Annotated in this window: 18 protein-coding genes and 1 pseudogene; 4 read left to right on the top strand and 15 right to left on the bottom strand. The window is 40.4% G+C overall.

The window, feature by feature from the left end; all coding sequences use genetic code 11:
- Positions 1 to 9 precede the first annotated feature (9 nt).
- The 3 genes and pseudogenes from INE92_RS02420 to INE92_RS02410 form a co-directional block, all read right to left on the bottom strand.
- Positions 10 to 3408: pseudogene (locus tag INE92_RS02420) on the bottom strand (TonB-dependent receptor).
- 45 nt (positions 3409 to 3453) lie between these two features.
- Positions 3454 to 4449, bottom strand: coding sequence for a FecR family protein (locus INE92_RS02415; protein ID WP_008019006.1), 996 nt, complete (start codon positions 4447 to 4449; stop codon positions 3454 to 3456).
- Between the two features lie 127 nt (positions 4450 to 4576).
- Positions 4577 to 5197, bottom strand: a complete 621-nt coding sequence (locus INE92_RS02410; protein WP_004315628.1) for an RNA polymerase sigma-70 factor — start codon at positions 5195 to 5197, stop codon at positions 4577 to 4579.
- Positions 5198 to 5428: 231 nt separating this feature from the next.
- Between INE92_RS02410 and INE92_RS02405 the strand changes: the two genes are divergently transcribed.
- Positions 5429 to 6994, top strand: a complete 1566-nt coding sequence (locus INE92_RS02405; RefSeq protein ID WP_141409632.1) for an ATP-binding protein — start codon at positions 5429 to 5431, stop codon at positions 6992 to 6994.
- A 106-nt stretch (positions 6995 to 7100) separates the two neighbouring features.
- Here the strand turns inward: INE92_RS02405 and INE92_RS02400 are convergent, their stop codons facing one another.
- From INE92_RS02400 to INE92_RS02355, 10 genes are all read right to left on the bottom strand, one after another.
- Positions 7101 to 8456 carry an MFS transporter gene (locus INE92_RS02400; protein ID WP_055235398.1) on the bottom strand — a complete coding sequence of 452 codons (1356 nt, stop codon included), beginning with the start codon at positions 8454 to 8456 and terminating at the stop codon, positions 7101 to 7103.
- A 16-nt stretch (positions 8457 to 8472) separates the two neighbouring features.
- Positions 8473 to 9393, bottom strand: a complete 921-nt coding sequence (locus INE92_RS02395; protein ID WP_182425111.1) for a glycerophosphodiester phosphodiesterase family protein — start codon at positions 9391 to 9393, stop codon at positions 8473 to 8475.
- Positions 9394 to 9423: 30 nt separating this feature from the next.
- Positions 9424 to 11955 (bottom strand): glycerophosphodiester phosphodiesterase family protein, encoded by a 2532-nt coding sequence (locus INE92_RS02390; protein WP_195435616.1) that lies wholly within the window; start codon positions 11953 to 11955, stop codon positions 9424 to 9426.
- A 21-nt stretch (positions 11956 to 11976) separates the two neighbouring features.
- Positions 11977 to 13323 (bottom strand): RagB/SusD family nutrient uptake outer membrane protein, encoded by a 1347-nt coding sequence (locus INE92_RS02385; protein ID WP_195435613.1) that lies wholly within the window; start codon positions 13321 to 13323, stop codon positions 11977 to 11979.
- Positions 13324 to 13335: 12 nt separating this feature from the next.
- Positions 13336 to 16755, bottom strand: coding sequence for a SusC/RagA family TonB-linked outer membrane protein (locus INE92_RS02380; RefSeq protein ID WP_195435608.1), 3420 nt, complete (start codon positions 16753 to 16755; stop codon positions 13336 to 13338).
- Positions 16756 to 16925: 170 nt separating this feature from the next.
- Positions 16926 to 18485 (bottom strand): ATP-binding protein, encoded by a 1560-nt coding sequence (locus INE92_RS02375; protein WP_015532723.1) that lies wholly within the window; start codon positions 18483 to 18485, stop codon positions 16926 to 16928.
- A gap of 76 nt (positions 18486 to 18561) precedes the next feature.
- A complete protein-coding gene (locus INE92_RS02370; protein WP_015532722.1) occupies positions 18562 to 19542 on the bottom strand; it encodes a FecR family protein in 981 nt (326 codons plus the stop codon).
- A gap of 67 nt (positions 19543 to 19609) precedes the next feature.
- Complete coding sequence (locus INE92_RS02365; RefSeq protein WP_195435605.1) at positions 19610 to 20206, bottom strand: RNA polymerase sigma-70 factor; 597 nt, start codon at positions 20204 to 20206, stop codon at positions 19610 to 19612.
- A gap of 212 nt (positions 20207 to 20418) precedes the next feature.
- Positions 20419 to 21717 carry a porin family protein gene (locus tag INE92_RS02360; protein WP_015532721.1) on the bottom strand — a complete coding sequence of 433 codons (1299 nt, stop codon included), beginning with the start codon at positions 21715 to 21717 and terminating at the stop codon, positions 20419 to 20421.
- 6 nt (positions 21718 to 21723) lie between these two features.
- Entirely contained in the window at positions 21724 to 22272 is a 549-nt protein-coding gene (locus tag INE92_RS02355) for an RNA polymerase sigma factor (protein ID WP_004314738.1), read from the bottom strand.
- Positions 22273 to 22448: 176 nt separating this feature from the next.
- On the opposite strand from INE92_RS02355, the gene INE92_RS02350 reads away from it, so the two are divergent.
- Positions 22449 to 23171, top strand: coding sequence for a NigD1/NigD2 family lipoprotein (locus INE92_RS02350; protein ID WP_015532720.1), 723 nt, complete (start codon positions 22449 to 22451; stop codon positions 23169 to 23171).
- Positions 23172 to 23310: 139 nt separating this feature from the next.
- Here the strand turns inward: INE92_RS02350 and INE92_RS02345 are convergent, their stop codons facing one another.
- Complete coding sequence (locus INE92_RS02345) at positions 23311 to 24000, bottom strand: MIP family channel protein (RefSeq protein WP_004314740.1); 690 nt, start codon at positions 23998 to 24000, stop codon at positions 23311 to 23313.
- A gap of 117 nt (positions 24001 to 24117) precedes the next feature.
- Here INE92_RS02345 and INE92_RS02340 point away from each other — a divergent pair, with 117 nt between their 5' ends.
- Positions 24118 to 24288: a hypothetical protein gene (locus INE92_RS02340; RefSeq protein WP_015532719.1), complete on the top strand. Its 171-nt coding sequence runs from the start codon at positions 24118 to 24120 to the stop codon at positions 24286 to 24288.
- A 24-nt stretch (positions 24289 to 24312) separates the two neighbouring features.
- On the opposite strand, the gene INE92_RS02335 is transcribed toward INE92_RS02340, so the two are convergent.
- Positions 24313 to 25239 (bottom strand): hydrogen peroxide-inducible genes activator, encoded by a 927-nt coding sequence (locus INE92_RS02335; RefSeq protein WP_015532718.1) that lies wholly within the window; start codon positions 25237 to 25239, stop codon positions 24313 to 24315.
- Positions 25240 to 25377: 138 nt separating this feature from the next.
- Here INE92_RS02335 and INE92_RS02330 point away from each other — a divergent pair, with 138 nt between their 5' ends.
- Complete coding sequence (locus INE92_RS02330; protein WP_004314742.1) at positions 25378 to 25854, top strand: Dps family protein; 477 nt, start codon at positions 25378 to 25380, stop codon at positions 25852 to 25854.
- Positions 25855 to 25871: the final 17 nt, after the last annotated feature.

Here is a 25871-nt window from a genome sequence, read left to right as displayed (position 1 = left end):
ATGTATTTATTAAAAGCTAACATTCAAACCAAACGAATAAGTCTTAGATAACGGATATGATCCATAATCCACACCAGGAGTCAAGGAACCATTAGAATTATAGTTACTTACTTCCGGATTATAACCGGAGTAATTGGTTATCGTAAATAAATTCTGACCGGAAAAATAAAGTCTCAATGATGTTAATCCGAACTTTTGTACAAAATTCTTAGGCAATGTATATCCTAAAGTAATATTTTGCATTCTAAGATAAGAACCATCTTCCAAATGCCATGTAGATGTGCGTGAATTGTTACCGGTTGACTTACGGTTTGCTCTGTTCACCTGTCCGTTACCCGGATTTTCCACTGATTGAAAACGGTCTAAAGCAATGACCATACTGTTTACATTTCCCTCCATATTAGCTATATAACGCCTTTGTAGATTAAGAATTTTATTTCCCTAAATACCTTGCAAGTTGAATGACAAATCTATCCCTTTATATGCAAATGAACTCATAAATCCATATGTAAACTTCGGCATATAATTGCCAACAATTGCGCGGTCATCATCCAAATCCATTTCACCATTTCCATCAACGTCTACAAATTTGAAATCACCGACTTTTGCATTTGAGAAGTGTGGATATGCATCTAGCTCTGCCTGATTTTTGAATACTCCATCCTGAACCAACAAAAAGTAATTGCCGATAGGCTGACCTACTTCTGTTTTAAAATATGCATGGCTAACGCCCGCAGATGTGATGATCGGAGCATCTTCGGGGCCAAGTTTAAGAACTTTGTTCCTATTGGCAGCAATATTAAAACTTGCATCCCATCTGAACCCACTCCAATTGTGATGGGTACCTATCGTAAATTCAACACCACGATTACGTACTTCACCAATATTCTTGCGCATATCTGAGAATCCCGTAATCTGAGGGATAGGTACGTCTAACAATAGATCGTAGGTGTTACTTTGATACATATCAAATTCAAATGTCAATCGTTCGTCAAATAAACCGATGTCTAATCCAACATTGTACATCCGAGTTTTTTCCCATCCTAAATCATCATTTGAAATCTGCGACGGACGCAAACCTGATACTAAACTACCTTCACCCGTGCCCAATACATATTGATTATATTTCAACATAGCAATATGTTCATAATTTCCAATACTAAAGTTACCGGATATACCATAACTAGCACGTAATTTCAGATTACTAACCCAAGGAAGATTTCTCATGAAATCTTCAGAAATGATACGCCATCCAACAGAGACTGACGGAAAATATCCCCAACGATTATTCTTCCCGAAACGAGACGAACCATCTGAACGTATAGCAGCACTCAATAAATATTTTCCTTTATAATCATATTGTGCCCGTGCCAAGAAAGAAGCCAATGCCCATGCCTGTGAATCTGCTCCACCTGTAGAAACAATTCCTCCGGCTACATTCTGCACTAAATCATTCACAAAATCCGTAGCTTGTACAGAATGCTTCTTCATCATATCTTTTTGAGCTGTAAATCCAATGATAGCATTTAAATTATGACCATTGAAGTTCTTTTGATAATTTAAAGTATTTTCTATAAGCCAGTTCAAATAGTACGTTCCACTGGATTTAGCTACGGGGTTTGATGGTGATTGAAAATACTTCTCTCCCTGTAACGGCAATTCGGACGAACGATAATACTCATTATAAAAATAATTATAATTAGTGGCAGCTGAAAACTTATACTTCAAACCTTTAATTATCTCCCACTGAAAATAGAAGTTACCTAATAAATTAGCATGAGTCACCTGATCTTTTGTCAGATTAGCCATTGCGACAGGATTTAAAACAGCATTATGCTGATAGTCAGTACCTATTTTCCAAAATCCGTTTCCCATATAATTATATGAACCGTCCTCATTATATACCGGCCATACAGGTGGCATCATTAATGCATTAATTACCACTCCTTTATTATTATCACTATCCACTCTGTCCTCTATCGAATAAGACGGTGAAAAATTAACACCTAATTCCACTTTATCACTTTTATAAGTGAAATTGAGACGAGCACCAAACCTTTCATAACCCGAATTCACAATGATACCCGATTGATTTAAATAGCTTCCAGAAATAAAGAATTTTGTCTTTTCTCCACCACCACTTATAGAAATGGAATGCTTTGTAATAGGAGCCGTACGATATAATGCATCTTGCCAATCTGTATTTGTTAGCCCTTTCTGTCCTTCTAAATATGGAAATAACTCAGGTGGAATCTTGTCGTAAGATTTTTTTCGTACTTCATTAGGGTCATCAGGACTAGCGTCAGGATAAGAGGTTAAATACGAACCATTATGCCCGTCACGTGCAAATGCTGCAAATTCATAAGCGTCTAACATATCTATCTTTTTTGAAAGCGTTTGAAAACCAACAGAACCATTATAACTAACTTTCGCTTTTCCACTCGCCCCTTTTTTGGTAGTAATCATTACAACACCATTTGCTCCACGTGAGCCATAAATTGCTGCCGAAGAAGCATCCTTTAATATTTCAATCGATTCCACATCATTCATATCAACAGTTTCCAAAGCACTTGAAGCTCTTTCCAATGGTACTCCATCCACCACATATAGCGGCTCTGCCCCTGCTGTAATAGTACCTGTACCTCTCACGCGAATAGTAGCACCACTGTTAGGTTTTCCAGAAGTCTGAGTTACTTGAACACCAGCCATTTTACCAACAATAGCCTGGTCAAATCCTGTAACAGGCATGTCTTTCAAGTCTTTCCCCCCTACTCTTGCAATGGAAGTAGTGACATCCTGCTTTCTCATGCTTCCATAACCTACTACTACAACTTCGTCAATCAACTTACTATCTTCTATCATGGTTATCTTTGAAAGTTTCTCATCAGTAACAGCAATGTCTATTGTCAAATATCCGATATAAGAAATAGTTAATAGCGATTTTTCCGGCACATCTGACAAAACAAATTTACCATCAAAGTCGGTAATTGTTCCTTGCGCTTCACCTTTAATTTGGACACTGGCTCCAATAATAGGAGTACCATTTTCGTCTACAACCGTTCCGGAAATTTTCTTTTTCTCTCCACTTTTTGATTGCTTTTGTTGGTTACTTTTAGAAATTACAATCATTTTATTCTGCAATTTATAAATCAAGCCTTCATCAAGAATTTTATCCAAGACATCATTTATCGAAGCATTTTTAAATGTTGCCGTAATCATCTTGTTCTCATTTACCTCGTCTGTTTTATAAATAACAGATAATCCAGTTTGTTTTTCCACTTCTTTCAATACCGTTTTCAAAGCTTCATTTTTAAATGTCTTACTCACTGTTTGACCATTTAAAATTACTGCAACAAAGCTCAATGAAACGAAAAGAAGTAACCGTAATAAGTTCTTTCGGTTGTTCATAGTTCTTCCTGATTTAATTTAATAATAGTTGTTACTAAATAGAAATTATTCTCTGATATATATATCCTTATCTATACGTTCGATAGTTATCGGGATGATCTCCTGCAAAGCAGTCATCACCTCTCCTATCGTTTCTCTGTTTCGCAGAGAAATACGGAAAGTCTTATCGCCTATCGACTCCGATTCCAATCGAATATTCACATCATATTGCCGGGATAGTTTTGCGACTAGTTCTTTTAATGTGATATGATCAAATTCTATACGATTCTCCGCCCATGCTTTTGATTGTGAGGCATTTACTTGGGTACGGACAAATTTTCCGGTTTCTACATTCAATCTTATTGATTCACCAGGAGACATCATAACCGGAGTCCCCTTATAATTCAACTCGACCGACCCTTCGAGCAGAGTGGTGGAAATAAACGGATCGTCCGCATATGCGGATACATCGAATTTCGTTCCTTTTACGACTACGTCATATCCATGTGTCTGTACGATGAAAGTAGCTCCCTCCTTCTTTGTGACTTCAAAATATCCCTCACCGTTCAATTCGACTTTACGATTGGCCGTATTAAACTTGTTCGAATACTTCAGTGTGGAACCTGCATTAAGCCAAACGACTGTCCCATCAGAAAGAACGACTTTGCTCTTCTCTCCATAAGGAGTTTCACATACAAAATACGTCTCCGGCTTTAATGAGGAAGAAATCTGCCAAATACCTATGGTGCCTCCTATGGTCAGAATCACGATAGCCGCAACCGCAGCAACTTGCCGCCATACGGATGACCGGAATTTTGAAACAGTAAGCATCGGGATAATAGCTTCTTGAGTGCGAATCTTGCGCTGCAAAATTTCCCATTCTCCGATTGTTCCGGAATCTGAAATGCCTGATGCAATCCACTCCTTTTCCCATTGTCTGAATGTCGCACGATTTTCTTCGCTTTGCCCGACATACGCAAACAGTAGTTTCTCGTCTTGGCGCAGGATTCTTCCTTCGAAATACTGAATAGCTAACTCACGAATGTTTTTCTTTTCTTCCATAATTTCACTTTCTATAAGATGTAACAACTATTATTTCTTTTACCCAACCACCGATAGAAATAAAAAAGCAGGAATTTTTCGGTTCCTGCTTTTTCGCCCTAATTTTCAATGGTTTATCTTTTCCATTTTATTTATTATTCATAATAACCCAGGCAATAATTATAATATAAATATCTACCGGATACTTGTCTTTGAAGTGTTTAGAGAAGCACTGCAATGCTTTGGCAATGTGTTTTTCAACTGCCGTGGTCGATATTTGAAGTTTGTCTGCTATTTCACGATTCTTCAGTCCTTTGAAACGGCTCATCAGGAATATCTCGCGGGAGCGTTCAGGCAATTGCCCAATGACAATGTTGATCTGTTCCTGCAGCTCGTCATACAGCAGTTTATGTTCGGCATCTAATGCGAAATCGGAATAGTAGAGCCGTTCTTCTCCATCAACAGATGCAAGATATTCAATCTGATGTTTCTCAACAATCGAAAGATGCTTCAAGTAATTCAAGCATCCATTACGCACCATCGCAAAAAGCAAAGATGTGACCGATACTGCCGACAGCAATGCCCGCTTCTCCCAGAAACGCAAGAAGCACTCTTGAATAATATCACGAGCCGTTTCTTCATCTTCAACAAAACGAATAGCATAGCCACGCAAACGAGGATAGTAGGTCTTAAAAAGATATTCAAAAGCTTGATTATTTCCTTTTTTTATTTCATCCAATAAGAATTTCTCATCTGAAAATTCAATCATAGTGTCGCATTTTAAGAACAAAAGTATAACAAAGATGTAAAATATCAGATGACAATATTATTAATATTTTTCCACTTATCCGCATTTGGGGAATCTTTTTGTTACGCAAGCAACAAATATATAAGGAGAAAGATGATATATATCAGATATATCCCGTTTTTAAAGTGTTCATTCATCATTATTTCGAAATAATGATTACCTTTGATGTGTATAACAGCTAAAGAACCGAATATGTATGACTTGATGCGTAAACTTCCTATTGGAATACAGACCTTTGAGGATATCCGAAGGAAAAATTATTTATATGTGGATAAAACGGCATTGGTATGGCGAATGGCGAATATGGGAAAGCCATATTTCCTAAGCAGACCACGCCGTTTTGGCAAAAGTTTGTTGTTGTCTACATTTGAATCCTATTTTTTAGGTAAAAAAGAATTGTTTGAAGGTCTTGCCATTGAGAAAATGGAAACTGAATGGAAGGAGTATCCGGTTTTACATATTGATTTGAACGCAGAAAAATATGATAAACCGGAGAAGTTAAATGAAATTCTTAGTAATCATCTGACTCAATGGGAACTTAAATACGGGAAAGGGATTGACGAGAGAACCCTTTCTTCACGATTCGGGGGTGTTATTCGCCGAGCATGCGAACAAACAGGTCAACAAGTAGTGGTATTGGTGGATGAGTATGATAAGCCGCTTTTGCAAGCTATCAACAATTTGGAACTTCTCGACGATTACCGCCAGACATTGAAAGCCTTCTACGGAGTGCTAAAAAGTGCCGACCGCTATCTGCGATTTGTATTTCTTACCGGAGTGACAAAGTTCTCACAAGTCAGTGTATTCAGTGATTTGAATCAATTGAACGACATCAGCATGAAGCCTCCGTATGCTACGGTCTGCGGCATTACCCGGCAAGAATTAGTTGATACTTTCACACCTGAACTCAAAAACCTGTCGGAAGCCAACCAACTGACTTTTGAAGAGACACTTCAAAAAATGACTGCCACTTATGATGGTTATCATTTCTGCGAATTTGCTGAAGGAGTATTCAATCCCTTCAGCGTACTCAATTCTTTCGACGGATGCAAATTCGATAGTTACTGGTTTCAGACAGGTACTCCTACATTTTTAGTTGAACTGCTGCAAAAAAGTGAATACGACCTCCGTACTTTATTAAGCGGTATCGAAGTTCCGGTTTCTTCTTTTGCAGAATATAAAATGGATGTTAATAATCCTATTCCGCTGATTTATCAAAGTGGATATTTGACGATTAAAGACTACGACAGACGATTTAATAACTATCTATTGGATTTTCCCAATGATGAAGTACGTTATGGATTCATCAATTTTCTTGTTCCATTCTACACTCCAATGAAGAATAACGATCAAGGATTTTATATTGGAAAATTCATTGATGAACTGGAAAATAGTGATTACGAATCTTTCCTTACTCGTCTCGAAGCCTTTTTCGCAGATATTCCTTACGAGTTGAACGACCAAACCGAAAGGCATTATCAGGTTATTTTCTATTTGGTTTTCAAACTGATGGGACAATTCACGGAAGCGGAAGTCCGCAGTTCACGTGGGCGCGCTGATGCTGTGGTAAAGACTCCTAAATACATCTATGTATTTGAATTTAAGCTGAACGGAACGGCCGAAGAAGCACTCAAACAGATTGATGAGAAAGGATATTTGATTCCTTATAAAGTAGACCATAGAGAAGTGGTAAAGATTGGCGTGGAGTTTAGTGCTGAAAGTAGGAATTTAAGTCGCTGGCTGGTAGAAATCAAGTAATAAATATAAAGCCATTCCAGGAAGAAAAGCAATCATTACTTACTTCCCGGAATGGTGACTAATACCTTGAAAACAAAGACTTATATTCTAACCTAATGTACTCACTTTAATTCACTTCTTTTGATTTTGCATTCCAAACGAACAAGGCAAACAACACTGAAAGTAGAGCTGAACCAATCCAAAACCAATTGATATACGTGAAATCATAAACGTCAACGCCATTCTGAACCGTCTTTTGACCTTCTATTAATATACCGCTCATCATGTCTTGCAATCCGGCACCGATATAACTGGCAATACCGACTACTCCCAATGCAGCACCCGAAGCATTACGGGGAGCAATATCCACTGCCATCAAACCACCCAGAAAACAAATCAAAACTCCGATACCTAAACCGAAAAGTACCATTGCCAACACGTCTATCCAAAAATGTACGCCCGGAACCAAGAGAAACAGACAAAGTGCTATTACATTCATCAACCCAAATACTAAAGCTGGAATATTACGACTGCCGGAAAACATTTTATCGGAAATGATACCGGAAAATACCGTGCCAATGATTCCACAGATAGAACTGATTGATATTATAAAACTGGCATCCAACGTAGAATATCCCTTTTGAGCTTCCAGATAGAAAACACCCCAACTATTTACCGCATAGCGGCTAATATACATAAATGCACTGGACAGAGCCAAAATCCAAATTGCAGGATTCTTCAAGACAGCCTTTTGTGCTTTGTTGAAATCTTCCGTTTGTTTACCAGACAAAGAATGGGAATCCACAGATGAAGAATTTTTGTTCAACAAGAATCCCTGACTCTGTGGCGTATCACGCATAAAGACAAGCATCATAAAGAAACCTAATATCCCAATAATGCCAGCTCCAATCATCCCGTACCTCCATCCCATCCAACTGACTAATAAGGCTATGGAAATAAAGGTTAATGCTTCACCCAAATTATGACTAGCAGACCAAAAGCCGTAAAAAGTTCCCCGTTCTTTACTACTGTACCACCGAGTGAGCGAAACCACTCCGGATGCTGCTCCCATCGACTGAAACCAACCGTTCAATCCCCAAAGTAAAGCAAAAGCATAAAAGGAGCTAGTGAAACCTAAACATAAATTTATCAAAGCGGAACACAATAACCCGGTAGACATAAAACGCCGAACATTACTACGGTCAGCAAGAAAACCATTCGTCAACTTACCCACTGCATACACAAAAAACAGACAGGAACCGATGATTCCTAATTGCGTTTCGGAAAATACTCCCTCCTCTACAATTGGCTTGCGCACTACATTCATGCTAAGACGACAAACATAGTAAATGCCATATCCGGTAGTAGCCGACAAAAATGTAGCCCAACGGATGCGCTTAAAGCGGGAAGAATCTTCTGAATCAGTCTCTCCCCCGGCTAGCGGGGAAGAGATTTTATAAAAATCCAATATTTTAAATGACATAACCGAAGTTTACATATTAATGAAAGGCGTCTATCTTATGCTCATTACGTTTCTTACGGGCTTGCAAGTATTCCAGTAAATAAGCGGTACGATCAGTCTGGATAATCGTTGCTCCAAGTTTATCTATCAAATATCCATATCCTTCATCCGGGTTTTCCAATGATTTGTCGTCATCATGTCCGCCTGCCATCGTATCCCAAAGGGTATTATACCAGATTTTACTTTTTCCTTCCAGCTTCGTCCTCACTTGTTTGGGGAGTTGACAAGTATCCGATTCGAACAACAATTCGAAGGCTACCGGATGAAGTTCTTTCATGAAATCATCTATTTGCTGCATAGCTCCCGGTCGATCCAAATGTACGATTGGCATATATATGATCCGGTCTAAATATTTTCCCAAATCCTTTTTCACTTCTGCAACAGGCTTTGACCCCTTCATGATGATCTGTTCAACGGTTCCGGTTTTCTCCAGAATGGGGAAAATCTCATCGAATATCGGATAAGCCTTATCCAAATTTACCATAACGCGCCCTTTAGCCGTCAATAATGCTTCCTCTAATGTAGGCACACGATGTTTGGTTCTCAAAGCAGCGCCATTCTTCAGACGGAGTGTACGGATAGAATCCAGTGTCCACTCGGCAACCTTACCTTTTCCGGTGGTCGTTCTATCCAAAGTCTTATCATGCATAAGGATCAACTGTCCGTCTTTGGTTTTCTGAACGTCCAACTCCACGACATCGGCTCCCAACCGGATAGAACTCTCTATTGCTGCCAGCGAATTTTCAGGTGCAAAGCGCCAATCCGCCCGATGGGCGACTACGGTTACTTCTTTATTATCAGGATTCGTAATCTTTGCGTAAATTGCCTTCACCGGTTCATCTGCAAACAAGCGGAAAGGAAACAGCAAAATAATTCCTATTATCAGATAGTTTTTCATATTCATTTTTATCATCTATACTTTGGGGGATTATCTATACTTTTTGGATTTTAAATACTTGGCAGCTAATTCGGCATAATCAGTCTGTACGACATTAATACGTTTGTTTATCATGCCTACCAACCCCGAATAGTTGTCCGACAACATGTTCGTATCATTCGCTCCTACGATATTGGAGAATAAAAGCCAACCTTTGGATTTAATGTCTTCCGTCATCGCTCCCGCAAGAGCATCCGAGGTGGAAAGTTGCATCATCTGCACATTGTCCGTGTAAGATGAAGCAAAATAGGTAATATCATCTGAAGCTTTTGCCATCGGATGCAGTAACAGAGTGCTGTTCGCCGCTTTCAAATCGTATGCATAATTACGGTTGTTTGAAACATAAAGCAGGACTTCGTTTTCCATGTCGAGTTTTTTAAGTAATGCCACCATTGTCGCTACGGCAACGTTTTTGTTGACTATATCCAAGTTAAAATAAACCTTTCCTTTGCCTTTCTTCAATGCGTCCTCTAAAGTGGGGATTCGTTCGTTTGTCAGATTCCCTGCTGCATCTTTAAGATAGAGTTGCTGTAATTGCTGATAAGAATAATCTCCTACCGCACCGCTTCCGTTAGTGGTTCTGTCGATCGTATTATCGTGCATCAGCACCAATATTCCGTCAGAGGTGGGACGTGCATCAAGTTCGATCATTTCTACTCCTGCATTGATTGCATACTCTATGGAAGTTAATGAATTCTCCGGTATGCCATCGGCTATACCTTTCTGCGTGTTCGCCCGATGGGCACAAAGCCAGACCTTATAGGAACTATCATCAAATAAATTCTTTAAATCGGTCTTCAGATTTCCTGTAATAGGCAATTGTCCGCCCGGTTCGCCTCCCGGATTCTCTCCCGAGCCTCCCAACTGTGCACTGGTGTGGCGGCTGTCTTTCCCTTTCATCGGCCATGCCGAAGCTGCACATCCGGTTATACCTTCATCTTCCAAAGCTACCAGGACACTCTTCGACGGATCTACCGTGTGAGTAACGCCAATATAGATCGTTCCATCCGGTCCGATTGTAGGCGAACTCCAGATTTTTCCGATACCCGCTTCCCAGTTATCTTTTAAAGGAGAATCGCTCTCGCTAATCAGTGCAGCCAAGTCTTTTTTCAAGATTAGCTGTTCTTCCGAGGATTCGGGTTTAATGATATAATAATTACCGGATTGCGTTCCAAAATGAATATTTCCGGCCTGATCGATTGCCGCACATCCACTGACGTCTTCCGGCACACCGTAATGCCATTGAACAACTCCATTAGGAGATAATGCAACGATTCCTCCTGTGGCTTCACCCGGAGCACGTTTTACCGTTACAATGATACTTCCGTCCAAGCCTATCACAACACCCCCTTGGTCTAGTGTTCCTACATTTCCTAACGAAGTACGCCATTTCTCGACCCCGTCGCTTCCAATAGCAAACGCACTGCTTCCTATACTCGGGAAGGTGGCAATTCCGTATATAGTGCCGGTTGCGTCCACAGCTACGGAAGCATTCATGTTTTCTGAAGGCTTATCATTTCCCGAACTATATATTTGCCATGCCCACATCACATTACCACCTGTATTCAGTGCAGACGCCGACGCGCCGAATAAGCCGTTCTTTCCACCAGCCCAAATTAATGTGTTGTTCGCCAATGCTATTCCGGCAGATACTCCCCCCGACGGACCTCCGGAATTGTCTGCGTTTGCCACATAACCTACTCTGTAACCGGTATTCTTATCGACAGCAAGCACAGATCCCGTAGAGCCGCCGTTACCCATATAGATATGATTCTCTCCAATCGCACAAGTCAGATAATTAATACGAGGCTTTGAAGCCTGTCCTTTATTCCAAAATCCTTTTTCAGCATCTCCGGCAACGACCCATTTCTTTGTTCCATCGGGATTGATGGCATATACGCGCCCTACTTTGCCACTTGTGTCGCCTGTTCCTACATACACAGTACCGTCCGTATCAATGCTCGGAGTGGTATGCGTATTACCGGACGGAGAATCACCGTCAGCCGATGTCCATAAGTCGAACTCCCACAATTGTTCACCGGTAGTGGCCGAGAATTTCCGCAAATAATGGTCATTGGAAGTCATATATACATTATTATCATCACTGACTGCCGGAGCCGTAGAACGTATTTCGCCCAACACGTGGGCACCTACCCATTTCAGTTTCACATTGCCGACTTCGGGCAGAGGTTCAGCTTCAATCGTCAATAATTTATGAGCCATTGCATAATTTCCTTTACTGTCTTTCACATGCAAAGTCACTGTATATGCTCCATTCGTTTCGTAAGTCACTTTAGGAGCAACTTCTGTTGAAGTCTCTCCATTCCCTAAATCCCATTGGCAGGTATAATTACCTTCTCCGCCTACTGTCTCATTCGTGATACTGACTTCTTCGCCTACATAGTAGGTTGTCTTGTCAAAAGTAAATTTAGCTGTCAGCGCATTTTCTTTCCAATCATCCGAGCATGCTGAAAGTAGCAGCAAGCAGATAAAAAACGTTGTTACTATTCTTATATTCTTCATACTTTGTTCTTTCTAAGATAATTAATAGCCTTCATTTTGAGGGTAATTTTCCTCTCCCGCCAAATCGCGTTCCGACTGGGGAACAGGATAATACATCAGATAGTTTCTACCGTTCAAGGAAGAAAACAAGTCCAAACGGTTGGTTCGCTTCAAATCATACCATCGTTGACCTTCTGCATACAACTCGCGGTGACGCTCATCAAGTATTTGATTCTGAAACTCTATATCAGTCATATTTGAAGGCAACAAGACGGTTGCGTAGCGTTTGTTCATAAATTCTTTTAATGTAGCCAACCCATTGACTGCTCCCAATGCTTCCGCTTTAATCAGATACATTTCCGCCACACGGGTAACCACAATCGGGGTTTGTGACGGTTGTTCATTGGTAACAAACTGACCGGTACTTCCATTCGGGAATTTAATAATACGGCTATTATCTGCACCAAATACTGCCTTTGCCCGTATATCCTTTGACTTTACGGCGGTATCATCATAAAGATGGCTGTAACATTCGGTAGAAGGAGAGTAATCCCAAGTCGGATCGATGTCATTGACCGTCTGGTAGAATAATAGTAAACTTGTACTACGCTTGTTGGCTAACGCAAAGACCAGTTCTTTGCTACTGCTATTAGAGACAAACGCCTGGGCATACTCAACTGCTGTAGTACTCAATGCAAAATTTGATTTTGTAATCACTTTGTCGGCATAAGCTGCCGCATTTGTATAGTCTTTCAAGGACAAACATACTTTGGCATGAAGCGCATCGCAAGCACTAAGAGACACATAAAAACGATCGGTGAAATCAGACAGTAATCCTTCCGCTTTCGCTAAGTCTTCTTTTATAAAACTCCACACTTCGGTTTCGGGGGAAATGGGAACGACGTCGTAAGTGCGCTTACGCAAGATAGGAACTCCTCCCCAGCGAGTGACCAGATGATAATAAATCAAAGCTCTGAAGTAGTATCCGGTCCCTCCTGTCTGCTTCACAACCTGACTCTCTTTATTAGATGACGCTTCGTATGTTTCAACCAAGAAATTTACTTGCTTCAAGGCTGTGAAACATTTCTGCCACTGGCTCAAAACTTCTTTAGAACTAGGAGCCATCAACATGGGGTCGTTCATGGAAAATCCGGGACCTGCCTTGAAATTCTCGCCTTTTACATCACCATCCATATAAAATTTGAATACCAGTTCTTCCATTTCGGCATACACTCCATTCAATAACTTTTCCAAATCGGATTCGCTCAACATATCTTGAGGTATCTGATCTTTAGGCCGCATATCGTCCAGTATACCTGAACAACCCGTCATCCACAAAAGGCAAATGCTACATAGCAAATAGTTGATTATAGTATAGTATCGTTTCATACATCTATATTTTTAAAAGTTTAGATTCAGACCAAAAATAAATGTTCGCAATACAGGTTGCAATCCGAAGTCAACTCCATAATTTGAGTCTCCCGGGCTACCGGAAAATGATGTTTCGGGATCATAACCGGAATACTTGGTGAGAGTGAGTAGATTATCAGCCGAAACGTAGACTCTTAATGAGTTCACGCGGAGTTTCTTAACGACTGATTCCGGCAAAGTGTAACCCAAAGTCACAGTTTTCAGTTTAAAATAGGAAGCATCTTCCAAATAACGTGTTGAAGTTTGCACGTTATAGTCATAATCATACCCGGTATGTACTCCTATTCTTACAGGACGAGGAATCGTGTTGCTTGTGCCCTCTCCACGCCAATATCCGTTGGCCACTTCTTTGCTTACATTAAAGTATTGCTCGACAGATTCGCCACGGTCATTTACTTTTACATTGGATAGCGCCAATCCTAAATGGTCAGTACCTTCGGAACCGTTCACTCCCCGCCATGCCGACATCACTTTACCACCTACCGAAAATTGTCCGAACAATGACAAATCGAAACCTTTGTAAGAGAAGTTGGAAGTAATACCACCGTAAAAATCAGGAATGGCTTTTCCTACATTCATTCGGTCGGCGTCAGATATATCTCCGTCTTCATTATAATCGAAATATTTCACGTCACCGGCACGGACTCCTTTCGCATACAGTTTCGCAGGCACTTCGTCGTCACGCTGGTAGATACCTTCCATCTTTAGCATATAGAATGTACTGATAGGCTGTCCGTTAATCAATGCATGCATCGAACCTCCTAAAAGGTTACTACCGCTGCTGGGAACAATATACATATCATTTCCTTCGATGAGGGAAAGCAATTTGTTCTTTACAAAAGAAATGTTACCACCCAAATCCCATTTAAACTTTCCGGTGAAGATTTTACCATTCAAAGCCAACTCAAGTCCTTTATTCTCTAATGAGCCGATATTGGACTGTAATGTGGTATATCCGGTGGTTGCATTGACTGGTTTCTTAAACAGCAGGTCGGTAGTCTTTTGATAGAACATATCTATGTTTAAAGTCAGGCGAGACTGAAACATTTCTATATCAAATCCGATATTAAACTGGCTGGCTTTCTCCCAAGTCAAAGCACGGGCATCCTGCGAAATCTGGAATCCGGCAGAACCGTTGTAAGAAGCACCACCCGCACTAATCAGTGATAACGGAGCATAATTACTCACTCCTGCCATGCTACCTGTCATACCCCAGCTTAATCTTAACTTTGCATCATTGACGTATTTGTTTTTTGGGAAAAATTCCTCATTGGAGGCACGCCACGCAAAAGAAGCAGAAGGGAAATAACCATATCTCTTGTTCTTCGCAAAGCGGGAAGAACCATCACTACGCAAAGAAGCATTCAGTATGTATTTATTGTCCCAATTCAAAGCGATTCGTCCGAAATAGGATTCTAAGGCATAAGATGTATAACTAATATTTCCGGCGTAAATATTAGGACCTGCATTGATTAAATCAAAGTTGGAGGAAGGAAATGCGCCGTTAGCATAGTTATCACTCTTTGCCCCGAATTGTTCATAAGTGTATTTCTCAAACGAATGTCCCAACATGACGGAGTAGATTAGTTTATTCCATTCATTGTTGTAAGAGAATATATTATCTATCACATAGCGGAAACTCTGGTCTTTTTGTTCGGCTAATGCTCCCCAACCACTACTATTTTTACGGGCATCATGCTTGTCCGACAATTTTTTAGATGTGTTGTCCAAAATACCATATACGCTTACTGTTGGTGTGTACTTAAATCCTTTGAAAGGAGTTACGTCTATACTGAACACACCAGACAGTTGATATTTCTTAGCTACCCAGTCTTCTTCATTAATCAGCATCACCGGATTGTGGCGCAAAATATCTGTCCCGTTCACTTTATAAGATGTTCCGTCTTCTTTATAAGGTGAATACCAGGGCTGCTCCTCACGAGCTGTACGAAGTACTTTCAAGCTGGTACTCGTTTCTTCCAATAAGTCTGAACGGCTGGCCGAACCTGCCATATTCATATTCAGCTTGAACAGGTTGTTTATTTTATGTGTGAATTTGGCACGCATATTATACTGGTCATAGCTGCTCTTATTCAAATATCCTTCTTGAGTATTAGCGCCTAAAGAAGCAAAGAAGGTGGTCTTTTCATTTCCACCGGAAATGCTGATAGAGCCGGTACCTGTTTTCGAGTTTTTTCTTGATATTTCTTTCACCCAATTGGTTTCCTGAATTTGAGAAGGAACATACAATTGAAGGTTAGCTCCCATTTGCACATTGTAATTATCAATAGCGGCTTGCATCGTATTCATATATTCCATCGAATTGGCCATTTCAATGTCGCTAGCCAGATAAGCGAATCCGTAACGACCGGACACCTCTATCTTCGTCTTACCTTGCTGACCTGATTTGGTCGTTATCAATACAACTCCGGCATTGGCACGCGAACCATAGATAGCGGCCGCAGACGCATCTTTCAAAACTTCCATGCTCTCAATGTCATTCGGATTCAGGTTGGGATATTTTTCGCTGGGGATACCATCGACCACATAAAGCGGCGAGCTTCCCCCACTAACGGAACCGATACCACGAACGGTAACATTCGGTGCTTCTCCCGGAGTTCCTGATGCAGAGGAGATATTCACACCCGCTACACGTCCTTGCAGCATTTTAATCGGATTATAGTCATTACCCTGATCTATATTTTCCATCTTTACTTTACTGATAGAAGTAGTGACTAGCTTTTGTGACTGGACTCCGTAGCCGACAACAACGACCTCGTCTATCATTTTACTGTCTTCCTGAAGTACAACTTTTACGAATGTCTGCCCTGCGGCAGAAAGGTCAACTGTTTTATAACCGATATAAGAGACGGTCAATATTCCCTTTTCCGGTACGTCTGCTAATGTGAACTTTCCATCAAAATCTGTAATCGTTCCGTGCGACTCACCTTTTATCACAATACTGGCACCAATGACTGGTTCGCCTTTTTCATCGACAACAGTACCTGTTATTTTTTTAGTTATCGATTTGTCCTGGGCTTTGCGAATCAATACAATCACATTGTCTTGTTCTTTCTTATACGCTAAGTCCATTCCTCCTAAAAGTTGTTGCATGGTTTGTTCAATCGTTGCATCTTTCACATTTAACGATACTTTTCGGTTTAACTCCGGCAGACTCTCATTGTAGAAGAATTTGTAATTGCTTACTTGCTCGATTTTCTTTAAAGAGGCTCTCAAAGAGATGTCTTTCACACTTACCGTTATTTGGGAATAAGCAGTGAAAGAGACGCATAAAAACAATAGCAGACAGATAGCCCGCAGTGTTTTCCAGTTCTTACTTCTCCCTGTATTTGCTTGAGGGAGCTTTTCAAAGGTTGTTTTGTGCTTCATATATCAAAACTTTTAAGTTGTTTGATAGGTATACAGACTGCTATACTCGCTCGTCCAATCGCCTATCAGACTTTAACTCTCGTTAACTTATTCAATTCAGAGAACAAAAAAAACATTCCTAAGTAGTGGGCTTCGGAATGGCTCTATTCTATATTTTACTCAATAAACGATTATATTACTTTGTATTCACCAATATTACGTTCTTCAGCATTAAAGGAAACTCCCACTTTTACTAGCTCACGCCCGTCTGTCCGGTAAGGTAACAAATATCCTTTTTCATCTATTTGTTTCAAAGCTTCGTCTACTGTTCCTTCCAGTTTAAACTCAAAAACATAAATACGGTCTTTCGTTTTCACCACGGCATCGGCACGACCTTTTGCGCTACGGACTTCTGCATCTACATATTGTCCCATCAACTTAAAGACGAGATAAAAAATAACCTGATAATGACGTTCGGTCTTTGTGTTCAATTCGTAAGGTATGTCGGCAAAGAATGATTTCATACGTTCCATAAAGGAATGAACGTCGCCCGACTGAAGTTCACGGACAAACTTAACTGCATTAAAATCCGTTTCATCAGAAGAGATGGGTGTATAATAGGGGATCAGGAATTTAAGAAAGCCATATTTTACCTCATCATTCGGAAAACCTAGCGTATATAGGTTCAATGATTTATCAAAGTTTTTAATGGTCAGATAACCGCTTTGGTAAATCATCGGAAGGGGATTTTTTGTCTCTGCACGGTATTCGGCAAATCCGGAACTTCCTACTTCCAAGCCATCTATCAGCAAACGTAAATCATAATCACTTTGTTTCAGCAGGTCTACAAGATAGGTAGGAGTACCGGTCTGGAACCAGTAATTATCAAACATTAATCCATCAAAGACATTGAGGACACTGAAGGGATTAAACAATCCATCTTCGCTATATGTAAAGTGATATCCATCGTACATTGCCGTCATTTTATCGACAGTATCTTCAAAAGACATCTCCTGCACTTCTGCCAACCGCTCCAACTCGGGAGTAAATGTGGATACTAATTCTTTTTTAGTAATACCACAGATATTGGCGTATGGAATCTTCATGCTAATATCATTCAGTTGATTCAAATCACTGAACACACTTACTTGGGCAAATTTTGTGACTCCTGTCAAGAATATAAACCGAAGATAGCGGTCGGAACTTTTCAGTACACCATAAAAGGCTTTCAGAATACGACGGTATTCATCCAACAGGTTCTCATCTAAAAGGGCTTGCAGCAAAGGTTTATCATACTCATCAACCAATACCACAACTCCTTTTCCTGTTTTCAGGTAGGCTTGTTCAATGATATAACCAAAACGTTCTTCAGGACTACGGTCTTTCTTCTCATCACCATATACGGCTTCCCATTTCTCCAAATACTGGTTTAGCATGGCGACCAAATCTGCCGCCGTCTCATATTTCTTCGCATTCAAATCAAGATGCAGAACCGGATATTGCTCCCACTTCGTCTCTAACTTTTCAATTGCCAAGCCTTCAAAAAGGTCTTTACGACCCTGAAAGTAGGCTTCAAAAGTGGAAATTAGCAGACTTTTGCCAAAACGACGGGGACGACTAAGAAAATAAGGCACTTTAGTAGCTACTATCTGATATATAATGGCTGTTTTATCCACATACAAACACCCCTCTGCACGCATCTTTTCAAATGTCTGTATCCCTATCGGCAATTTACGTTCCAATGTATTCATTGCATCTTCAAATTAGTGTACCACAAATATAGACGTTATTCGATGAATAAACAAAGATACTCTATGAAAGTTCCACTTATTTCTCTTTCAAAACAATCACCGAACCGTCCATTTCATAATAGAAAGGTGAAGTAAGCATCAGGATATTCAATGCATTCTGTATGCCACCTCCCGGAATGGTTCCGGTGAAATATTCATTAGGTAGTTTATTGGAGTCGAAACGAATCTCTACGTCATAGATGCGTGAAAGGGTTTTCATTATATTCTCCAAAGATTCTTTCTCGAAATAGATATTTCCTTTCGTCCATTCAATGTAGTCACTCGGGTGTACTTGAGTGGCTGTTATCTTATGAGTGGCTTTATTATATTCTATTTTGTCGCCGGGCTTCATGATATGCGATGTTTTCTGCGCATAGACTCCAACTTTTCCTTCCAAAAGAACGACTGTCACGTCTTTAGCATCTTCATAGGCAGATACATTAAAAGAAGTACCGAGTACTTTCACTTCCAAATCGCCTACCTGTACAATAAAGGCGCGCTTTTCATCATGAGCTACTTTGAAATAGGCTTCACCATTCAGTTGCACACGACGCCCATTTTCTCCGAAGTTATTCAGATAGCTTAATTGCGAAGCAGAATTGAGAACGACATTCGTTCCGTCCGGCAATTCGATGGTTGCTTTATCTCCTTTATCAGCTTTTACTATAAAGGGCGCTCCCACTGTTTGGGAAGAATCTACAAGATAGTAGGTGAAGAAGGCAATACAAATGGGTAAAACGATGGCGGCAGCCCATTTCCAAGGATTCATACGAATAGTTCTTGGGTTCTCTTTTCCCTGTGTTTCTTCTTTTCCCTGCGTCTGTTCTTTGATTCGGGCAAATAGTTTATCGCGCAGTACCGGATTAATGCCGGCATCCGATTTGGAAAATTCTTCTTCCCACCAGTTCTGTAAATGGCGGTCGTTCTTTATCCAATCGGAGAGCTTTTTTATTTCAGCATCCGTTATATTTCCATCGAAATACTTTTCAATCAGTTCTTTATAATATATCTTATCCATCTTCTTTCCTGCTTATTTACAAGTATACATTTTCATCCTATCTACTATCCAAAAACGTGTATTACAATTACATTTCATTAACAAAAAAGGCAATCAGAAGCGCAATTACCTTATCGTAATGCTTCATCAACTGTTCACGCATAAATTTCACCGCCAAAGATAATTGCGTGGCGACTGTACTTTCAGAAATACCCATCATTTCAGCAATTTCCTTATTCGTATAGTTCTGACGCTTACTTAAGATAAAGATTTTCTTTCGCTGTGCCGGCAATTCTTCCGCTAATGAGTCGATATAATCGTTCAAGAAACGAAGATCAATAGTATCTTCCGTCTGTGAATCATGGTCTAGTCCGCTTTTCAGCAGATATTCATTGTAAACATATTCAACGGTCTGACGCTGGTACATATTCATCAGTAAATTTTTGGCTATCGTACAAAGAAAAGAAATAAATGAAGCGTTCGTATTGACTTTCTCACGTACTTCCCATATACGGATAAAAGTGGATTGCACCACTTCTTCAGCCATATATTGATTGCCGGAAGAAAGCCGCATAATGAAATTGTACAGTTTACCGCTGTACATATTATACAATCTTTCAAATGCTTGAAAAGAACCGTCTTTTAAATCGATTAATAAATGTTTTTCATCTGTAAAATTCACCATAGCTTAGAATTTTGCAACAAAGGTATGCAACCATAGACCATTAACAGGTGACAATATTATTAATATTTTCTCAATTATCCGATTTTTATGAGGAAAAAGATACTAATATCAGGATAGTGACGCCATCCGGTCAAGATAGTGACGCTATCTAATCAGGATAGTGACGCCATCTTGAACGGATACCGTCACTATGTTCAGTAAGGTAGTTCGCATTAATAAGTCAAGCGGATACCAGCCTGTATATTGAAATTAAACGGATTCTCTTTACGTATGGTCTGTATATCCGAACCGTCATCAAAATAATAAGCAACACCGGGTTCTACATAGATACCCAGACGTTTCGTTGCGTTCACCTGTGCACCTACCGCACCAGATACCGAGAATTGCAAAGGTTTCACCGTTTCTTTCTCGGAACCAAGCTTTCCATACACACACTTCTCAACCATACCTCCACCGGAAACGTAGAGAGTGACGAGTTTTTTATCAAGGAAATTCCAGTTGGCACGCAGCGGAATACCTACATAATGAAGTTTTTGTTCTATCTGCTGCTCTTCACCCGCCAGTTTCGCATCCGAAGAAAGCAATGTGTAAGTCAATCCCGTTTCGAGAGAGAATCCTTTGGCCAGTCCTTTACGGACGGACAATCCGAAGGAAATTGGTTGATGGTGCTTAATGTCGACCACTTGTTTTGCCTGACGCAGATAAGGCACTCCATCTTCAAAAACCAATGTCTGATCGTTAGGTATCTCCATCAAACCGTTGGAAACAGAAAGCATATTCACACGAGACATATAAGCATGAGAGCCGGCACCGACTTCTGTGGATGCTCCGCCCGAATTTCCAACCGATAGTCCCATGGACCATGTTCCTTTTTGAGATGCTCTTTTTTCTGCCGGAATATGCAGCTTGTCTCTGCCGGAAGGACGACGCGGCCTGTTGTTCGGCCGTTTAGTATCCTGTGACTGTGTAGCCTGACCCACATTTTCACTGTCAACCTGCCTTGCTTCATTTTTCGTCTGTTCCGTCTCACCTTTGAGCGTCTGATCTTTCTCAATCACAGGATTATTTTCATTCCCTGTTACAGGTTCGTTGCTATTTTCTATTGCAGATTGATCTGCATTTGTTTTCTGTTCTGTAAGATTCTTATCAATTTTCGCCAAACGGTCTTCACGAGCCACTGGTCGCAAGACGGGTTCTACGGAAGTGCCCTGCACATCCGGTTGTTGCACACCCGGCAACGCATCGGGTGTAGATGCCAATGCCGGAGTCTTTATATGACGTATTTCATCCGCAGCCGGTGTCCCCAGAAAATATAGACTTACCGACGAAACCACGGCTAACAATATAACAGCTGCAGCAGCCATCATCCATTTTCGATAAGGATATATTTTCTTCTCCACAGGAGGCATAAGTTCTTTCTCCAGTTGTTCCCAACCGGAAGCAGGCACCGGCTCGGAATAATCCGCGAGCTTCTCCTTCAACTTATTCATCCACAATTCTTTCTCTTCCATCTCTATCTATCCATTATGCATTATCCATTCTTTTACTCTTTTTGCCAATACACTCTTCGCACGAAATAGCTGCGAAGCCGAAGATTTTTCATTAATACCTAATTCCTGTGCGATTTCTTTATGCGATTTGTCTTCGAATGTATAAAGGTTAAACACTGTACGATATCCGGCAGGTAGTTCTTCTATAAACTGCATCAACACTTTCTGTGGAATAGCTTCTACATCAGAAGCGTCCGGTTCTTCATATTCTTCAGGCAACTCTTCTAATGGTGCCGACTGATTGATTACATCATTTTTCCGGAGATATTGCAAAGCTGTGTTGACCATCACCCTTTCCATCCAGGCCCGCAGGGAGCCTTCACCCCTCCAGGTGAACTTGTCGAAGGAATCGAATATCTTTAAAAAACCGTCGTGAAGCAGATCCTGGGCTGTATCACGGTCGCCGGTATAGCGAAGACAGATGCCAAGCATACGTCCCGCATACTGCTCATACAGTTCTTTGCGAGCTTGGTTATTGCCTAGCCTGCATTGTTCCGACAACTCTAATTCTTCCATTCTCTTATACACGTGTTTAACTTATAAATGCAGCAAAGATAGAAATACTGCATAGAGAGAACAACTCTTTTATCACTTTTGTTTCTTTAACAGATTCAAATGCAATATTTTCTATCCCATTGCATTTTCACAATACAAAGGAACCATTTTATATAATCTAAAACTTAAATAAGTATATGAAGAAATTTAAATTCATTGCCTTTATCTTTGCTATTATGACTACAATGCCGATTCTCCAGTCATGTTTGGACGACGATGACAACCCGTCCGATCTTCTGGTTGTCAGTACCATCAATATGATTAGCCAGGATAGCAAGGAATTTTATTTCACTTTGGATGACGGGAAAAAGATGTATCCCAGCAATGCGCAAGGATGGAGTAATAAAGATTGGGTGGAAGGACAACGAGCTTTTGTGATATTCAACGAGCTGGAAGAGCCTGTGAATGGATACGACCTTAATATTCAGGTGAGAGGTATCAATCCAATCTTAACTAAAGACATCATCACGATGGGTGAAGATGACAACGACGAAGAAAAAGTCGGAGATGACAAGATCAACACAACTTATATGTGGATCAACAAGGATAATAAATATCTAACGATTGAATTCCAATATTATGGAACGCATAGTGAAGATAAAAAACATTTCCTGAATCTAGTGATTAATGACAAAGAAGAAACCGCTCCCACTGCTGACGAAGACAGTGCGGAGGACGAATATATCAATCTGGAATTCCGTCATAACAGTGAAGGTGATTATCCTCAAAGCCTGGGCGAAGGATATGTATCTTTCAAACTGGATAAGATCAAAGACCGGATGGAAGGGAAAAAAGGATTAAGGATCCGTGTCAACACTTTATATGGCGGACCGAAAACTTATGAAGTAAAGTTTCCCTAAGATTATAAATCTAATGTAAACGTGCAAAACACACTCTTTTTTAATATAATATATTAATTACGCAAAAGAGGGCGGTAGTTGTGAAACTGCCGCCCTTTTATCTTCTCCTTTATATAAAGAAGTTATCCTTATAAAGGAATTATTTCTTTTCTTCCTTATCTCCCAGATAATTCCAAACTACCGCACTCAACGCAGCTCCTACAAATGGAGCAATGATGAACAGCCACAACTGCGACAGTGCTTCTCCTCCCTGGAATAATGCCGGAGCAATACTACGTGCCGGGTTTACAGAAGTCCCTGTGATAGGAATACATACAATATGTACCAATACAAGAGTCAAACCGATGGCAAGTCCTGCCAGATTGCCTGCTCCCTTCTTCGAGTCAGTAGAGCCGAGCACCACTAATACAAAAATGAAAGTAAATACTGCTTCCGCAATGAATGCCTGCAACATTTCTCCATCGCCAAAACCATTGGAACCTGTAGCCGTAGGTCCGTCATGAGCACCGGTGGAAACTAAGGCAAAAAGAATAGCCGAGCCGATAATAGCTCCGATTACCTGGAAAATCATATACATACCTGCATCTTTTCCATTCATACGCCCAGTTAAGAACACTCCTAATGTAATAGCAGGATTAATGTGACATCCTGAAATACCTCCGATAGCATACGCCATCGCTACTACTGAAAGACCAAATGCTAAAGCTACACCGACTGTTCCCACGCCAGCACCTACCGTACCGGTTACACTACCGGCAAAAACGGCACTTCCGCATCCCATAAGAACGAGCACCATCGTTCCAATCATTTCTGCAATGTACTTTTTCATAACTATAAATAATGGTTGATGCATCAAATATAGAGAATTAACCCAAGAAAACAAAGCCTACGTGCCTAAATTATTATTGCCTTCGCAACATTTTTGAATAAAAGACAAGCAAATAAAATGAAAAAAGGACTTTTGCACGCCATATTAGCCTCTACCTTATGGGCTACCGTAAACTCTTTTATCAAGCAAGAATTGAGCTATGACTTCACTCCAATGAATTTCTCCGGAATCCACTTTGCCACTGTTGAAATTATTCTTTTCGCTTATACCCGATACAAGGGTATATGACAGGAATCATCTCAACCTCTATTATTATAGCAAACACTGTATGGACTGCAAAGTAAGCATTTCTTTTGGGACTGCAGCTTTTATTTCCTCTTTCAGAACACATAGCAGGCTATGACGAATAAAATCTCTATTTGTCGCCAACACCACTTGCCGCGTCGGTCGGGGGATAGCAAACGGACGTACTAATTGTCGCTGTTCTTCCGTCAATTGAGCCACTGCCAGTTCGGGAATAAAAGTGATTCCTTTTCCGCTTTCTACCATTCTCATAAAGGTTTCCATGCTTCCCAAACGATAAGCCATCTGACTAACCTTCACCGCTTCCATCTGACAGAAACGGACAAGTTGGTCACGAAAGCAATGTCCTTCGTCCAAAAGCCAAAGATGTTCACCGGTTATATCGGAAGTGCGGATTATGTCATGTTTGAACGAGGGTTCTTTCCGTGATACATAAGCATAGAATTGCTCATAGAAGAGAGTTTCTTCCGTCAAGAATGTGTCTTCTAATTTACTGGCAATAATCCCTGCATCCAAATCACCGGCATGCAGAGCTTGCTGAATATCCTGGGTTTTCATTTCCGTGACACGAATATCCAGTTCGGGATATTTCTCCATCAGTTGAGGGAAAAAGCGGGGTAGCAAATAAGGAGCGATAGTGGGTAATACTCCCAAACGGAACACGCCTGATAATGATTGCTTATCTTCACTGATGATTTCTTTTACTTGAGCTGCCTGCGCCAGAATCACACGAGCCTGGTCTATCACTTTCTGCCCGATGGGTGTCGGACAAACGGGTTGCACTGTCCTATCGAATAACTTTACTCCCAATTCATCTTCCAGCTTCTGAATCATGGCACTCAAAGTAGGTTGCGTCACACGGCAATATTCGGCTGCCCGTGCGAAATGCCTGAACTGGTCTACGGCTAATATATATTCTAATTGTTGTATCGTCATCTATCAAATCATGTTAAGTTATAGATTTCATCTATGCAAAGATAGAAATTTTCAGTTTGACAACAAGCATTTTCCGCCTTATCTTTGCAGTACAGAAAAAAAAGAAAACAAGTATAAATCATTAAAAATAAAAAGAATATGAAAACTTTAGAATTTATCAAACTGAATGAATCGGGAGCAAACAACGTAGTAGCATCTTTGCAACAACTATTAGCAGACTTCCAAGTGTATTACACCAATCTCCGCGGTTTCCACTGGAATATCAAAGGACATGATTTCTTTGTTCTCCACAGCCAATTCGAAAAGATGTATGATGACACAGCCGAAAAGGTAGACGAAATTGCAGAACGTATCTTGATGTTGGGCGGTACTCCTGCCAATAAATTCAGCGATTATTTGAAAGTAGCAAATATCAGTGAAGTAGATAAGGTGAGCAACGGCGAACAGGCACTGAACAATATCCTTCAGAGTATCAGTTATCTGATTGGTGAAGAACGTAAAATCTTGTCTATCGCTTCTCAAGCCGGAGATGAAGTAACCGTTTCGATGATGAGCGATTATCTGAAAGAACAGGAAAAATTGGTTTGGATGTTGACGGCTTATAATAGCAAGTAATTAAGATAAAAGGTTTA

It is taken from the genome of Bacteroides xylanisolvens (assembly GCF_018289135.1).
GTDB lineage: Bacteria > Bacteroidota > Bacteroidia > Bacteroidales > Bacteroidaceae > Bacteroides > Bacteroides xylanisolvens.
The sequence above is the reverse complement of the archived record's forward strand: the minus strand, read 5'-3'. Positions and strand labels throughout refer to the sequence as shown.